This window comes from Dyella thailandensis (assembly GCF_050749815.1).
GTDB lineage: Bacteria > Pseudomonadota > Gammaproteobacteria > Xanthomonadales > Rhodanobacteraceae > Dyella_A.
In genome coordinates, this window is sequence record NZ_CP192735.1 from 1,720,550 (window position 1) to 1,735,121 (window position 14,572).

General features: G+C 68.6%; 10 protein-coding genes. 4 read left to right on the forward strand and 6 right to left on the reverse strand.

Translation table 11 applies throughout. The annotated features are described in order from the left end of the window. Positions 1-52: 52 nt before the first annotated feature. The 3 genes from pbpC to ACQVBX_RS08015 are packed head-to-tail and all read right to left on the reverse strand — an operon-like array spanning position 53 to position 8,017. Entirely contained in the window at positions 53-2,410 is a 2,358-nt protein-coding gene (pbpC, locus tag ACQVBX_RS08005) for a penicillin-binding protein 1C (protein WP_431637727.1), read from the reverse strand. Positions 2,411-2,438: 28 nt separating this feature from the next. Beyond that, positions 2,439-2,999 (reverse strand): hypothetical protein, encoded by a 561-nt coding sequence (locus tag ACQVBX_RS08010; RefSeq protein ID WP_431637728.1) that lies wholly within the window; start codon positions 2,997-2,999, stop codon positions 2,439-2,441. A gap of 26 nt (positions 3,000-3,025) precedes the next feature. After that, positions 3,026-8,017 (reverse strand): alpha-2-macroglobulin family protein, encoded by a 4,992-nt coding sequence (locus ACQVBX_RS08015; RefSeq protein ID WP_431637730.1) that lies wholly within the window; start codon positions 8,015-8,017, stop codon positions 3,026-3,028. A gap of 177 nt (positions 8,018-8,194) precedes the next feature. On the opposite strand from ACQVBX_RS08015, the gene ACQVBX_RS08020 reads away from it, so the two are divergent. Next, on the forward strand, positions 8,195-8,854 hold the full coding sequence (locus tag ACQVBX_RS08020) for a glutathione S-transferase family protein (RefSeq protein ID WP_431637732.1): 660 nt from the start codon (positions 8,195-8,197) through the stop codon (positions 8,852-8,854). Between the two features lie 9 nt (positions 8,855-8,863). Here ACQVBX_RS08020 and ACQVBX_RS08025 read toward each other — a convergent pair whose 3' ends face one another. After that, positions 8,864-9,412, reverse strand: coding sequence for a hypothetical protein (locus tag ACQVBX_RS08025; protein ID WP_431637734.1), 549 nt, complete (start codon positions 9,410-9,412; stop codon positions 8,864-8,866). A gap of 94 nt (positions 9,413-9,506) precedes the next feature. Continuing rightward, positions 9,507-9,998, reverse strand: a complete 492-nt coding sequence (locus ACQVBX_RS08030) for a YciI family protein (protein WP_431637736.1) — start codon at positions 9,996-9,998, stop codon at positions 9,507-9,509. Between the two features lie 112 nt (positions 9,999-10,110). On the opposite strand from ACQVBX_RS08030, the gene ACQVBX_RS08035 reads away from it, so the two are divergent. Next, positions 10,111-11,712, forward strand: coding sequence for a tryptophan halogenase family protein (locus ACQVBX_RS08035; RefSeq protein ID WP_431637739.1), 1,602 nt, complete (start codon positions 10,111-10,113; stop codon positions 11,710-11,712). A 65-nt stretch (positions 11,713-11,777) separates the two neighbouring features. Further along, complete coding sequence (locus ACQVBX_RS08040) at positions 11,778-12,080, forward strand: hypothetical protein (protein WP_431637740.1); 303 nt, start codon at positions 11,778-11,780, stop codon at positions 12,078-12,080. A gap of 19 nt (positions 12,081-12,099) precedes the next feature. On the opposite strand, the gene ACQVBX_RS08045 is transcribed toward ACQVBX_RS08040, so the two are convergent. Beyond that, positions 12,100-12,462, reverse strand: coding sequence for a YciI family protein (locus ACQVBX_RS08045; protein ID WP_431637742.1), 363 nt, complete (start codon positions 12,460-12,462; stop codon positions 12,100-12,102). 166 nt (positions 12,463-12,628) lie between these two features. Between ACQVBX_RS08045 and ACQVBX_RS08050 the strand changes: the two genes are divergently transcribed. Beyond that, complete coding sequence (locus ACQVBX_RS08050) at positions 12,629-14,437, forward strand: DUF885 domain-containing protein (RefSeq protein ID WP_431637744.1); 1,809 nt, start codon at positions 12,629-12,631, stop codon at positions 14,435-14,437. The last annotated feature ends 135 nt before the right edge of the window (positions 14,438-14,572 follow it).

Here is a 14,572-nt window from a genome sequence, read left to right on the forward strand (position 1 = left end):
AATCATCAGCGCTGCACACTCGCCCTCCATCGCCTGCTGCTCCAGGCGGAACTCAGCGCCCCGCCACGCTCACCCGCAGCGAGCTCCACGCGCCGCGTGCGCTGAGCGCCGTGATGGTGTGGTCACCCGGCTGCTCCAGCGCCAGCGCGATGGAGTGCGCATCCTCGGTGGTGCCCTGCAAGCGGCCGTCCAGCAGCCACTGCACGGTGCCCGTCGCGCCCAGCGCCTTAAGCGTGACGCGCAGCGGCTGGCTGCTGTTGGGCGCGCGGCGCAGGCGCACACCGTCGGTGAGGCCGGCGATGCGGATGGCGCTGGCGTTGTCCAGCGAGTCGGCCGGGCAACCCGGCGCCAGCGGCGGCAGCGCGGAAGCGGCGCGGTCATCCTGGCTCAGCCACGGTGTGGCCAGCGCCGGCCAGCGCGCCAGCTGCACCGCATGCTCGCCCGCGCCGTGGCAGGTGGCGCTGAGGCGTCGGCCCTGCGCATCGACGCGCAGCGTCACCAGGCCGGCCGACCACGCGCCGAGATCGCGCTCGGCGAAAGTAGGCGGCAGCGCGTCGTCCAGCACCCAGGCGCTGCGGTGCTGGCGACACAGGGAAGGATCGGTGGCTGCTTGCGCCCCGCCCAGCGGCCAGCAGATATCCACCGAGCGCACGCTGGCAGGCTGCGCGAAACGCGTGGCCAAGCCGCGCGATGGCAGCATGTCGGCGATCTGGAAAAGCAGCGGCAGCGCGGTGATCGCGCCGTACTGGCCGGGCGACGGCGTGCCGTCCGGGCGGCCGATCCACACGCCGATGGTGAACTGGTCGGTGACGCCCACCGCCCATGCGTCGCGGTAGCCGTAGCTGGTGCCGGTCTTCCAAGCCACCGCCGCGTGGCGGTTAACCGCGCCCTCCAGCGGTGCACCCTCCACATCGGCCGGGTTGTGCGCCAGCACGTCGCGAATGATCCACGCCGCTCCGGGCGACAGCAGGCGGCGCGGCTGCGCCACCTGCTGCAGCGTGTAGCGCGGCGCTACTGCGACGCCGCGGTTGGCAAGCGCGGTGTAGGCGCCCACCAGATCCTCCAGCCGCGTCGAGGCGCCACCCAGGATGATCGACAGATTCGGTTGCGCACCGGCCGGCAGGCCCAGATCCAGCCCACCGGCGGCGAGTCGCGCCACGAAACGGTTCGGCCCGACCCGATCGAGCACGTCCACCGCCGGCACGTTGAGCGATCGCTGCAGCGCCTCGGCCACGCCGACCGGGCCGGAGAACGCCTCGTCGAAATTGCCCGGGCGGTAGCCGCCGAAATCCTGCGGCGCATCCACCAGCAGGCTCTCGGAAGTGATCAGGCCGTCGTCCAGCGCCAGTCCGTAGAGGAAGGGCTTGAGCGTGGACCCGGGCGAGCGCGGCGCCTGCACCATGTCGATGTAGCCGTGCCGGTCCGGGTCGGCAAAGTCGCTGGTGCCCAGATACACGCGCGCCTCGTGGCTGGCGTTGTCCACCACCAGCAGCGCGGCGCTGGTGTGCTGCGGCAGGCGCGCGAGGTAGCCGCTCACCCGATCCTCCGCCGCGCGCTGCAGATTGGCGTCGATGGTGGTGGTGATACGCCGTGCCGCCGGCTGCTCGCGATGCAGCCGCTCGGCCAGCAGCGCGGCCGACAGCGGTGCGTGCAGCGAACGGGCCACCACCGGCTCGATCCGCGCATCGCGCACCTGCTTGGCCGTCCAGATGCCCTCGTCGCGCAGGCGAGCCAGCACCTTGTCGCGGGCAGCGCGCGCCGCCTCGGGGTGACGATCCGGCCGCAGCCGGCTCGGTGCCTGCGGCAGCACCGCCAGCAGCGCCGCTTCCGCCCGCGAGAGGTTCTTCGCCGGCTTGCCCAGGTACGCCCACGAGGCCGCTTCGACGCCTTCGATGGGGCCGCCGAACGGTGCGTGGTTGAGATAAAGATCGAGGATCTGCCGCTTGTTGAGATGCACTTCCAGCTGCAGCGCGCGCAGGATCTGGATCACCTTGCCGCCCACCGTGTGCGGAATCGGATCGATGATGCGCGCCACCTGCATGGTGAGCGTGGAGCCACCGGAAACGATGCGCCCGTGCAACAGGCCACCGGCCATGCCGCGCGCCAGCGCGTACGGATTCACGCCAGGGTGGCGGTAGAACCAGCGGTCCTCGTAGCCCAGCAGCGCTTTGAGATAGAGCGGTGAGACGGTGTCCACCGAGGCCGGATAACGCCACACGCCGTCGCTGTCGGCAAAAGCGCGAAGCGGCGTGCCGTCGCGCGCCAGCACCACGGTGCTGCCGCCGTCAGGGGGCGGCAGGTGGAGAGGAAAGAGGCGGTCCAGGAACAGCGCAACCAGCAACAGCATGACCAGGCTCGCCGCGAGCCTGCGAAACCAGTACCGCCAATTGGCCCACCATGCGACGGTCATCCTGAGTACTTCAGGCGCTCTCGCCACCTCAGCACCAGGGACGCTCGACGTAGCTTCCGCTCGTTGCGAACGACGCCGAGTCCCTCAATGCGACGAATGTGGTCCAGTAGGTCGGGGCATCGCATTCGATGGAGATGCGATATCCGGCGACACGCACTACCGCGCGTCCGCTGGCTGATCGGATATGCCCTGCCGCAAGCGCGTTGCGAGTCGGCAGAGGAACCAGTGCGTTGGTCGCCATCGCCTCATTGGCAAAGCGAAGGGAGCGAACGTGTCCCCGCTGCAACCAGTACGGCAACCTCTCCGCAGCGGAAGAATCAGGCACCAAGTAGAGCACCGGCACGCCATAGTCGGAGTCGTCCTCGGGATCGTCCGTCTGATAGCCGTAATGCCAGATGCCGGAAATCTCCAGGAGCCCCTCGAACCGGCCGGCACCATACCGCCCGAGCCCCACGAATCGCATGGGGCCCGAGCCCGGAGCTCGATAATCCACGCCGTCCTCGGCGTGGATCGTACGGCCGTGGGTGGCCGCTTCCGCAACTGCTGCCGATGCCATGTTCGCAGCAAGGAAACCTGCGGCAACGGTCAACCCGGCGGCTACCGAGCGCGCTGGTCTCACGGCTCCACCACCTTGACCTGCACCGGCTCGGCCTTGCCGATGCCACGCAGCGCCGGGCGGTACATGTCCTCCACCAGCGGCGGCGGCACGGCGTAGGTGCCCGGCGTCACGGCGCGCACGAGGTAGAACACGTGGGCCGCGTCGCCGCGCTCGAGCTTCAGTGCGGCGGCGTAGCGGTCGTCGCGATATTCCTCGTGCACCACGTTGGCGGCCGAATCGTGCTGGTCCATGTCGATGCCGTCGATGACCACGCCGGCCCACTGCTGGGCGCCGGAGAGGTTTAGGTTCTCCACTTCGAGACCGCCGGGCAGCAGGTCGGTGACCAGCGCGTCGGGGATGTCCATGCGCGCCTCGATGGTGAGCTCGGCGATCAGCGTGTCGCCCTCCTTCAGCGTGCCGCCTTCCCAGGGCTTGCCGTCGGTGGTGAACCAGCTGCGGCGCACGTCGATCTGGCTGTCGTCGGCGGGCGGCGCCTGCTGGGTGACGCCGGCGACGTCGAGCGTGGCGAAGATGGTGGCGCTGCCGGTGGACTGCAGGCTGACGCCGGATTTCAGCTCGGCGGCGGTGAGGTCGCGACTCCACACGCGACTATCGGGCGCGGTCTCGGCCTTGCCACCCACGCTCAGCGTGGCGGCGAGCGGTGCGGCCTCCGCCGCGCCGAACGCCTTGGCGACGCGGGCGATCGCGGCTTGCTCCTGCGTGCTGAGGTACGACCACGACCAGCGGTACAGCGCGTCCTGCTTCTGGCGCTCGCGCACGTGGCTGTCCACGTTGCGCGCCCAGTCGATCAGCTTGGCGTCGTACTCGGGCTTGTTGAGTCCGTAGGTGTGGGTGAGCGCGACCATCAGCGCGAGGTCGCGCAGGTCCGAGCCGTAGTCGCCCACGTACCACGGGCGCTCCTTGGTCCAGGCGAAGGCTTCGGCGATCGCCTTCTGCGCGCGTTCGTTGTCGCCCATCAGCTTGAACGCCACGCCCAGATGCACCAGCGGCAGCGGCGCCACCAGCTTGCTGCGCTCGTTGTCGAAGATCGCTCGCAGCGTGCCCAGCGGCGCGCGGTTGACGCGGGCGAGCACGAAGCCGGAGTACGCCTCGTCGGCCAGGCGCATGTGGTCGTGCTGTTCGTAGCCGTAGTAGGGATGGCCGCCGGCCAGCAGGTCGTCGCTCAGGCGCTGCAGCGCCTTCTGCAGCACGTCCTGCGGCACGGCGAAGCCGGCGTCGCGCGCGTCGAGCAGGAAGTCGACCACATACGGGGTAGTGAAGGTGACGATGGGGCTGGTGCCGCCCCAGAAACTGAAGTGGCCGTTGCTGGCCTGGAACGAGGCGATGCGATCCATCGCGCTGTCCACGGCGGCCTTGCGCACGGCGTCATCCATCTGCGTCACGCCCAGCGCCTTGGCCGTGGCGGTGTCCATGATCAGCGCGGCGTAACCCTTGCTGGTGGTCTGCTCGATGCAGCCGTAGGGATAGCGCAGCATGTCGCGCAACGCCGCGCCGTAGGGCAACGGCGGCAGCGTGCTCATGCTCAGGCGCGCCCGCACGGTGTCGGGGATCAGCCCAGCCAGCAGCTCGCTGCCAATGCTTAGCGCCTTGCCCGCCTCCAGCGCCAGCGGCTGGTTGCGCAGCACCTCCGGCCAGGCCGGGCGCACGGCGAACTCGAAGTGGCGGTCGACCTGGTAATCGTTGAGCTGGGCATGGATGTCCACGCCCGCCACCGCGGCCCCGGCGCCGGCGGTCACCGGCAAGGTCAGCGTGGTGCCGGCGCCGTCCTTGAGCGCAAGCGTCTGTTCGCCGTGCTCGATGCGGATCGGACCGGTGCCGGTGACGCGCACCTTGGCCGTGCCGTCCTTGCCGGACAGGTTCTTCAGATCCAGGCTGATCACCGCCTTGTCGCCACCGGCCATCACCCGCGGCGTGCTCGGCTCCACCACCAGCGGCGCACGCACGGTGACCGCGCCGTCGGCATTGCCGAAGCGGCTGTCGGTATAGGCCAGCGCGCTCACGCGCAGGCTGCCGTTGAAGTCCGGAACATCCAGGTGCACCTGCGCGTTGCCCTGCGCATCGAAGGCGACCGGGCCGGCGAACAGGTCGACGATCTGCACCTTCGGGTTGATCCGCGCGGCCTTGGGCAGCGCGTCGCCGCTCATGTCGCCGCCGTAGCGCAGGCGAGCTGTATCGCCGTCCATCGCCTCGATGAGGCGGCTGTAGAGGTCGTAGGCCTCGGTGGCGAGCGCTCGCTTGGCGAACATCCACGACCACGCATCGGGCACCGCGTAGTCGGTGATGTTGATCACGCCCTGATCCACCGCCGACACAGTCACGTAGGCCTGCTTGCCCGCCAGCCCGGTCGCCTGCACGGTGACGTCCAGCGGATTGCCCGGCCGCATCAGCGCGGGCGCCTTGAGGGTGAGCGGGATGCGCCGGTCGCTGCGATCCATCGCCACGTATTCCACGCCCATCGCACGCGCCGGCGTGGTGTGCTCCACCGCTTCGCCGCCGCGGAACACCAACGCCACCACGTACACGTCGTGACGCTCCCAGTCCTTGGTGACGGGAATCGAGAACGTGGCGCCGGCCTTGGCGTCGATATTCTTCGTGTAAAGCAGATGGTCAGACTCGACCAGCAGCACGCCGGGGCCGTCGTGCGGCGGGGTGACGGTGACCTTCATGGTGTCACCGGCGCGGTAGCGCGCCTTGTCCAGCGCCAGCTTCACCTTGTCCGGGCGCGCTTCCTTGCCGAGGTTCTCGTCGTCCCAGCTGTAGCCGGCGAAGAACGGGAACACGGTGGTGAGCTTGGTGGCGGGGTCGTACACCTCGACGCGGTAGCTGCCCCACTCCACCGGAAACTCCACGCGCGTGTTGGTGCTGGCGCTGACGTCGACGTCCTTCTCATCGATCAGCTGCAGGCGCTGGTTGGCGTCGGATTTCCAGCCGCCGTCGCGCTCGTACAGCCAGTAGAAATCGCGCAGCTCGCGCTGCAGGCGCACCTTGAGATGGCTGCCGGCGACGCGCTTGCCGTCGGCGCCCACCCGCACGATCTCGAAGCCGACCGGGCTTTCGCTCTCCGCGCCCTGCTTGGGATCGAACTCGGGCCGCACGCCGACCAGCGCGTCGGACGGCCAGTAAGTGCGCTTGAGCAGGCGGGTCACCGCGCGGCCGCCGCTCTCATACACGCTGCCGGACAGCGTCACGGCCAGCGGAGCCACCGGCTTGACGTCGTCGGGCAGCGGCACGTCCTGGGCGAGTTGGCCCTGCGCGTCGAGCTTGGCGTCGATCACATCGTCGGCGGACTTGGGCAGGTCGACCGTAGGGTCACCGAAGAAGGTGTCCTTCATGGCGTCCACCGGATGCACCTCCGGCGCCACCAGCAGCTTGGCGGTGAAGCGGTTGCCGTCCGCCGGTGCACCGTAGAGGTAGCTCGACGCCACCTTCAGTTGCAGCGGCTCGCTCGGCGCCAGCCGCTGCTGCGGGCTGTCCAGGGTCACCTTCAGCCGCTCGGGCAGGAACTCCTCCACATGGAAGGGAAACGCCTGCACCGACTCCTTGCTGGCCGGATCGAGGCGGAACTCCAGCTGCCACAAGCCGGTGGGCGCATCGGCCGGAATCGCCTCGCTGAGTTCGAAATAGTTGAGCTGTTTAGGCTCCAGCCGGGTGTCCTGCAGCGTGCGGCCATCCGGCTGGCGCACGCGCACGAACAGCGACTGGGCCTTCATCGGCTGACCGTCGGCATCGCGCAGCAGCGCCGAGGCGCGCAGCGTCTCGCCCGGCCGATACAGGTCACGGCCGGACCACGCGTACACCTCGAACGGCGCCTGCTTGCGCCCGGTGATGTCGAAGTTGGACACGTCCAACGCCGGCCGGTTGAACGGCAGCACCGAGATGTCCTTGCCGTGGCGTGCCACCAGCACGTCCGAATCGCGCACCTTGTAGGCGATCAGCGCGTTGCCGGCGTCGTCGGTGGTGGCCTTGAGCGTGGGGTTGCCGGCCTCGTCGCGGATCTCCACGGCGACCCCACCCACTGGCGTGCCGTCGCGCAGCGAGGCCACGTGCAGCAGCACGTTGTCGCGGTACACGCGCAGGTGCAGGCCGAGATCACTCACGAAGAAGGTCGCGGTGTCGTAGCCGCCCTTGAACGTGCCAGCGGCCTTGACCACGGCCATGTACACGCCGGGTTCGGCCAGCTCGCGGATGTTCTGTACCGGCAGGTAGGTCACAGTGCGCTCGTTCGGCCCGCCCTTGAGCGCATAGTGGTTGGCATAGACCGAGTCGGCCATGTCGGTGAGCGCGCGCTTGCTGCGGCTGCCGTTCGGGCCGCAGGCGTCGTAGGTGTACGGGTCGTGGTCCAGCTCGTAGCTGTCGCGATGACCGTTGCGCGGGTAGGAGCAGAACAGGTCCGACAGCGCGTCCTCGTGCACGCGGAAAAACTCCACATCGGCGTCGTGCACGTTCACCGACACCAGCGGCAGGCCGCGCGTGCCGCGCGCCGGCAGCACGCTGCCGTGCGAGGCGAAGCCCACCGCGCCGGGCAGGTTGCCGGAGTAGATGTCGCGCTTCACCGCGTGGCCGAGCGTGCGCCCGTCCGCCGCCAGCAGGCCGGGCTTGATCGCCACCGCGTAGCGCGTGTCGGGGGCCACGTAGGGGAAGCTCAGCGTGGTGCCGTCATCGCTCAGGCCCCAGCTGCCGCTCACCGGCTCGCCGGAGGGGCCGGTGACCGCGAGCACGTCGTCGAAAGCTTGCGCCGAGGCCAGCTTAGCGTTGAACACCAGCTCAAGCTGGGTGCGATCGTTGCGCACCGAAGAGCTGCCGGACATCAGCATGAAGCCGGCCTTGTCGCCGGCCTGGGCGGAGGTGGATGAGCCAGCCGGTGCGCCCTGCAGCGCCGGCTTGTCACCCTCGTGACTGCCGCCGCACGCGGCCAGCAGAACGCACAGCAGCGGCGCGAGCAGGCGCCTGGGCGAGCCGGGACGCCGCGCAATCGACAGACGTGACATAAGAAACCTCTCCCTGGATGTGGCAACAGTATGGCGTCCATTCGTGGCGGCCGGATGGCGCCCGCGGGGCGCGCCGCCCCGGGAATTCTGTCACGACGGAGGATGCATGCGCCGGTACTTGTCGATCCGCCGCGGCGTCGCTCGTCGTCAACGAAACCCTCCAGGAGAAACGCGCCGATGCCTGCCCTGCCCCAGCTCTATGCCCACCCGTTCTCGTCCTACTGCCAGAAGGTGCTGGTAGCGCTCTACGAGAACGGCACGCCGTTCGAGCTGTGCATGCTGGAAGACCCGCAGGCGCAGGCCGAACTGGCCGAGCGCTGGCCGATCAAGCGCTTTCCGGTGCTGGTCGACGGCGAGCGGGCGATCCTGGAAGCCACCTGCATCATCGAGCATCTGGACCGGCAGTACCCCGGCCAGAGCCGCCTGCTGCCGGACAATGCCGACGACGCACTGGAGGTGCGCATGCTCGATCGCTTCTTCGACAACTACATTTCCACGCCGCAACAGAAGGTGGTGTTCGACAGCATCCGACCCGAGGACCAGCGCGACCCTTACGGCGTCACCGAGGCCCGCGCCATGCTCGACACCGCCTACGCCTGGCTGGATCAACGCATGGCCGGTCGTACCTGGGCGGTCGGCGAGCGCTTCAGCCTGGCCGACTGCGGCGCGGCGCCGTTCCTGTTCTATGCGGACTGGACGCACCCGATCGCGGCGACCTTCGCCAACGTGCACGCCTATCGCCAGCGTCTGCTGGCGCGGCCATCGTTTGCTCGCGCCGTGGATGAGGCGCGCCCTTATCGGCACTACTTTCCGCTGGGCGCGCCGGATCGGGATTGAACGGGGCGATCAGCGGCCCGGACGGCTCGTCGGTGCAGGCGTCTGGGAAGGTGCCGACGATGCCGGCTGAGGCATCCGCCGATCGTCGAACCAGGGCTGGCGCCACACCGGCATCGGGCGGTGCCGATAGCGCAGGTTGCGCGGATACACGCCGTCAGCCCGCACCAGGGCGAGACGATGGCCGTCCTCGTGCTGCCAGATCCACTCGCCCGCAGGCACCGGTGAACTGGACAGGTAGACGAAGCCGGTGTCGTAGGCGCCATCCGCCCGCGCCGTCGCCTGCATGCCCAGCTTCATCACGAACTGGCTGGACATGGGTTTGCCGTGATCCATCGCCGGACCGGTGATCCACTGATCCAGCGTCTGGCGCAGCAGACGATCGAAGCGCGGGGTGAGTTCCACCGCCGAGGAGACGCGGGTGACCTTGCCGTGCGCGTCCACCTTCACAAGCACTGGCAACACGCGGTCGCGGAAGCCGTTTAGCGACATCGAATCGGCACCGGCCTTGCCGGCCGCCAGCGCGAGCGCACCGGCGAGAACGAGCGTAATCATTTTCATGGCGTATCTCCTGCTGCATCGCGTGGCCTGCTCACGGCAGGCGCGCCTGCACGCATTGAGCGCCAAGCGTGGTGGATGTGCAACCGCACGGCACTCAGCGGGGCTCTGCACCGCCCGTCGGCGCCGGTGGCGTCAGCGTGCGGTGGATCTCCGGCAGCATCATCGCCGCGGCCGAGCCGTACCAGCGGTGGTACTCGGCCACCATTTCGCCCTGCCGGATCACCGGGTCGCTCGCGACCAGAGCGCGCGCCTGATCGATCGAATCGACCGCGAACACGAACAGCCCGCGCCAGTTGCCACCGGCATCGTCGAACGGCCCGGCCAGCACCAGCTGGCCGGCGTCGGCGAGTCGCTGGATGTTGGCAAAATGCCCGGCGAACATGGCATCCCGGGCCTTGCCATCCGGCACGCGTGTGGGGCCAGTCCGCAGGATGACCAGCACGTAGGAGCGCATGCCGCGCGCGTCGGCACCCAGCCGCCGGGCCAGGGCGGCATCGTAGGTGGACGGCACCGCATCGGCGGCGCGCACGGCGCCGGCCAGCCCCAGGCCGCACAGCACAATCGCAAGACACAGCAGACGCTTCATGGCGCTCTCCGGATGTCCGTGGTGGGCACAGCGTACGCCAGTGGAGCGCGGCGGTAGCCGTTTGGCGGGCGCTCGCACTACGCTGCGATTTCCGCTCCCGACGGCGCCCCGCATGACCGACACCGCCACCGTCTATCGCCGCGTCGCCGCCGCCCGGCCCACCCGCGATGCCGAACCGCCGATCCGCCATGTAGCCGTTGTCGGTGGCGGCACGGCCGGCTGGATGACCGCCCTGCTGCTGGCCCATTCCGGCTATGGCCGCCGTTTGCAGGTCACCGTACTGGAGTCGCCGCAGGTGGGCATCATCGGCGTGGGCGAGGGTTCCACGCCGTGGCTGCGCGGCTTCTTCGAGGAACTGGGCATCGAGGAAGCCGAGTGGATGCCCGCCTGCCATGCCACCTACAAGAGCGGCATCCGCTTCGACGGCTGGTCCACCCGGCCGGGCCACGAGAGCTACTTCCACGCCTTCGCCTCGATGCTGGACAACCTCACCATGACCCAGTTCGTCGATCACGTGCATCGGCGGCTGGACGGCGAGGATGTGCCTGCCCATCCGGATCGCTATTTTCTCGCTGCACGGCTGGCGCATGAGTGCAAGGCGCCGCGCCCGCGCCACGAGTTTCCGTTCGATGTCTGGTACGGCTACCACTTCGATTCGGTACTGCTGGGCGCGTTTCTGCAGCGCAAGGCCATCGAGCGCGGCATTCGGCACCTGCCGCGCCATGTGATGTCGGTCGATCGCAACGAGCACGGCGACATTGCCGCACTGCAGCTGGAAGGCGACCAGACGCTGGCGGCGGACTTCTTCGTCGACTGCACCGGCTTTGCCGGGCTGCTGATCGACAAGACGCTCAAGACGCCGTACGTCTCCTATGCCGACGCCCTGTTCAATGACGCGGCGGTGGCACTGCCCACGCCGCTGCACGGCCCGATCATGTCGCAGACGATCTCCACCGCGTTCGATCACGGCTGGGCATGGACCATCCCGCTCACCCAGCGCTACGGCAACGGCTACGTCTATAGCACCGCGTTCTGCACGCCCGAGCAGGCCGAGACCGAGCTGCGCACGCGCCTGGGCCTGCTTGATGCCGACGTGCCGGCACGCCATCTGCGCATGCGCACCGGCCGGGTGGAGCGGCACTGGCACGGCAACTGCCTGGCGGTGGGGCTGGCGCAGGGCTTTATCGAACCGTTGGAAGCCACGGCGCTGATGCTGGTGCAGCGCACCGCCAGTCTGTTCGTCGATGCGCTGGAGAAGGGTGACCTGGGTGATGCGGCACAAGCGACGTTCAATGCCGCCGTGAACGCGCAGTTCGACGGCACGCGTGACTACATCGTGGCCCACTACAAGACCAACACCCGCACCGACACCGACTACTGGCGCGCGAACGCCGCCAATACGCAGCTGTCCGAGCCGCTCACCCGGTTGCTCAAGACCTGGCTGGCGCGTCGGCCGATCGTCGGCGGCATCCAGCAGGGGGCATTCGGCCAAGGCTATCCGGTGATGTCCTGGTACAGCCTGCTCGCCGGCATGGGCCTGTTTCCGGAGCAGGCGTCCGTGCCCACGTCCGGCGCCCAGACGCCGCCGCACAGCGTGACTGCGATCGAGAACCTGATCGAGCGCAGCGCGCTGAATTTTCCCGATCACCGCAGCCTGCTGCAGAACATCCCGCCGGCGCGGCGGGAGGAATCGCTGCAGGTGTATTTCTGGTGAGCTGTTCGGGAGCGATAAAGCCGGTGCCGCTAACCTCGTGGCAGGCAAACGCAAGGGAGTGGCTGGTGAAACGCGACGAGCAACGGCTGAATCATCAACTCGATCGCCTCGAGCAGGTGCTCCCCGCCTGGTTGCATCGCGCCCTGCTCTGGCTGCGCGCGCCCGGTGCGGCGTGGCTGCGCATTCCGCTCGGCCTGATGCTGGTGTTCGGCGGGCTGCTCAGCTTCCTGCCGGTGTTGGGCATCTGGATGCTGCCGCTGGGCCTGCTGCTGCTCGCGCAGGATCTACCATTCCTGCGCCGGCCCGTGCGCCGCGCGCTGATCTGGGCCGAACGCCGCTGGATCCGCTGGAAGCGCCGGCGCCGCTGACCGCCAGCGCTGCGGCTGCTCAGCCGCAACCATCCGGGCCGCGCTCCATCTGCCGCACCTCGCACTCCAGCTCCCAACCCTCGCCATGCACGGCGAGAAATCGCCGGGTCAACTCGACCGCCCGCTGCATCGTAGGCGCCTCCAGGATGGCGTAACCGCCGATCACCTCTCGCGTTTCGGTGAACGGACCGTCGAACACGCTGATGCGCCCACTGCGCAGGCGCACCCGCTTACCTTCCACCGTCGGCCGCAAGCCGGCGGTATCGAGCAGCGTGCCCTCGGCGGTCATCTCGTCGATCAGCTGGCCCATCGCGCGCATCAGTTGTTCGTCGGGCCGGCGCGTGCCGTTCTCGTTGATCCGGATCATGGAAAGGAATTGCACGATGTCGTCTCCGTCTTGACGCATGGGAAGGGCTGGCATGGCCTGCGCCGGAGGCCGCACCACTTCGACGACGAACCATGGCGGAAAAATTCGACATGCCGGCCCGTTGCCGCCGATTGCCACACCACCTAGGCTCGGACCTCTCGTCACTCGAGGGGGATCCACCATGCGATCGTTGCGCGTTCTCACGCTGTCCGCCGTCATCACCGCCGCGCTGCTGGCCGGCTGCTCGAAGGATCAGGCCGCACCACCCGGCGACGCGGCCGCCCCCGCGCCGGCCGCTACCGTCTCCAAGGTCAGCACCGACAAGACGGCCGCGCTCGGCACCGCCGTAGACGCCTTCATCCAGGGCATGTTCGAGCACAACCCGGTGTTTGCCGCCAACGCCGGCAAACACGAGTACGACGGCAAGCTGCCCGACTACAGCCCTGAAGGGCTCAAGGCGATGGCCGACTGGCTGCACGCGCAGCACGACACGTTCGCGGCGTTCACCGACGACACGCTCGATACCACCGGTCGCTTCCAGCGCGACTACGTGCTGGCCGTCATCGATGGCCAGCTGTTCTGGCTGGAGCAGTCGGGTTTTCCCTATTCCAACCCGGCGTTCTACACCGGCGACCTCTCGCCGAGCATGTATCTCACTCGCCCCTACGCGCCGCTGGCCGAGCGCATGGCGGCCTTCGTCAGCTATGAAGAAGCGCTGCCGAAGGCGCTGGCGCAGGTAAAGGCGAACCTCAAGACCCCGCTGCCGGCGTCGTACATCGATCTGGGCGTGAACTCGTTCGGCGGTTTCGCGGCGTTCTTCAAGAACGACGTACCGGGCATCTTCGCCAGCGTGAAAGACAAGGCACTGCAGGCCCGCTTCAAGGCCGCCAACGCGGCTGCGATCCAGGCCTCGCAGCAGCTGGCCGACTGGCTGAAGGCGCAGAAGCCGCAGGCCACGCAGAACTACGCGCTGGGCGCGGACAAGTTCGCCGCGATGCTGCACGCCACCGAGCGAGTCGACGTGCCGCTGGATCGCCTCAAGGCAATCGGCGAGGCGGACCTGCAGCGCAATCTCGATGCGCTGAAGAAGGCCTGCGACGCGTTCGCCCCCAACAAGCCGCTGGCCGACTGCGTGGCCAAGGAAGCGGCCGACAAACCCGAAGGCGGCGCCGTGGAAGGCGCGCGCAAGCAACTGGCGAGCCTGCGCCAGTTCGTCGTCGACAAGAATCTCGCCACCATCCCCGGACCGGAGCAGGCCAAGGTGGAGGAAGCGCCGCCGTTCAACCGCTGGAATTTCGCCTACATCGAGATCCCCGGCCCGTACGAGAAAAACCTGCCGTCGGTCTACTACATCGCCCCGCCCGACCCGAGCTGGAGCAAGGCCGACCAGGCCGCCTACGTGCCGGGCAAGGCGGCACTGCTGTTCGTCTCCTCGCACGAGGTGTGGCCGGGGCACTTCCTGCAGTTCCTGCACGCCAATCGCGCACAGTGGATGTTCGGCCGGCTGTTCGTCGGCTACGCCTATGCCGAGGGCTGGGCGCACTACGCCGAGGAGATGATGTTCGACCAGGGCGTGGACGGCGCCACGCCGGAGGTGCACATCGGCCAGCTCACCAATGCGCTGTTGCGCGACGTGCGTTACCTCTCGGCGATCGGCCTGCACACCGGCGGCATGACCATGGCCGAGTCGGAAAAGATGTTCCGCGAGCAGGCCTTCCAGGACCCGGGTAGCGCCCGCCAGCAGGCGGCGCGCGGCAGCTACGATCCGGCCTATCTCAACTACACGCTGGGCAAGCTGATGATCATGCAGCTGCGTGAGGACTGGATCGCCAAGCACCCGGGCGCCGAGGCGCTGAAAGCCTTCCACGACCAGTTCCTCAGCTACGGCGGCCCGCCGATTCCGCTGGTGCGCCAGCAGATGCTGGGCGGCCCGGTGGAGGCGACGCTGTGGACCCAGCCGGCTGCCGCGAGCACCGCCGCCGCGCATTGATCGACCGACCCCTGGAAGCAACACGAGGGACGCCTCCCGCCGAGGCGCCCCTCGTCGTGTGCGCTTTACGAATAACCCGACATCGACGAGTCGCTGTCAGCACTCTCCTTCCCCGGCTGCCGCGCGTCCTGCGAA

Excerpts from the sequence above, each read along its gene's own strand:
- pbpC (WP_431637727.1), bottom strand. The coding sequence starts at position 2,410 with ATGACCGTCGCATGGTGGGCCAATTGGCGGTACTGGTTTCGCAGGCTC.
- ACQVBX_RS08015 (WP_431637730.1), bottom strand. The coding sequence starts at position 8,017 with ATGTCACGTCTGTCGATTGCGCGGCGTCCCGGCTCGCCCAGGCGCCTG.
- ACQVBX_RS08020 (WP_431637732.1), top strand. The coding sequence starts at position 8,195 with ATGCCTGCCCTGCCCCAGCTCTATGCCCACCCGTTCTCGTCCTACTGC.
- ACQVBX_RS08025 (WP_431637734.1), bottom strand. The coding sequence starts at position 9,412 with ATGAAAATGATTACGCTCGTTCTCGCCGGTGCGCTCGCGCTGGCGGCC.
- ACQVBX_RS08030 (WP_431637736.1), bottom strand. The coding sequence starts at position 9,998 with ATGAAGCGTCTGCTGTGTCTTGCGATTGTGCTGTGCGGCCTGGGGCTG.
- ACQVBX_RS08035 (WP_431637739.1), top strand. The coding sequence starts at position 10,111 with ATGACCGACACCGCCACCGTCTATCGCCGCGTCGCCGCCGCCCGGCCC.
- ACQVBX_RS08050 (WP_431637744.1), top strand. The coding sequence starts at position 12,629 with ATGCGATCGTTGCGCGTTCTCACGCTGTCCGCCGTCATCACCGCCGCG.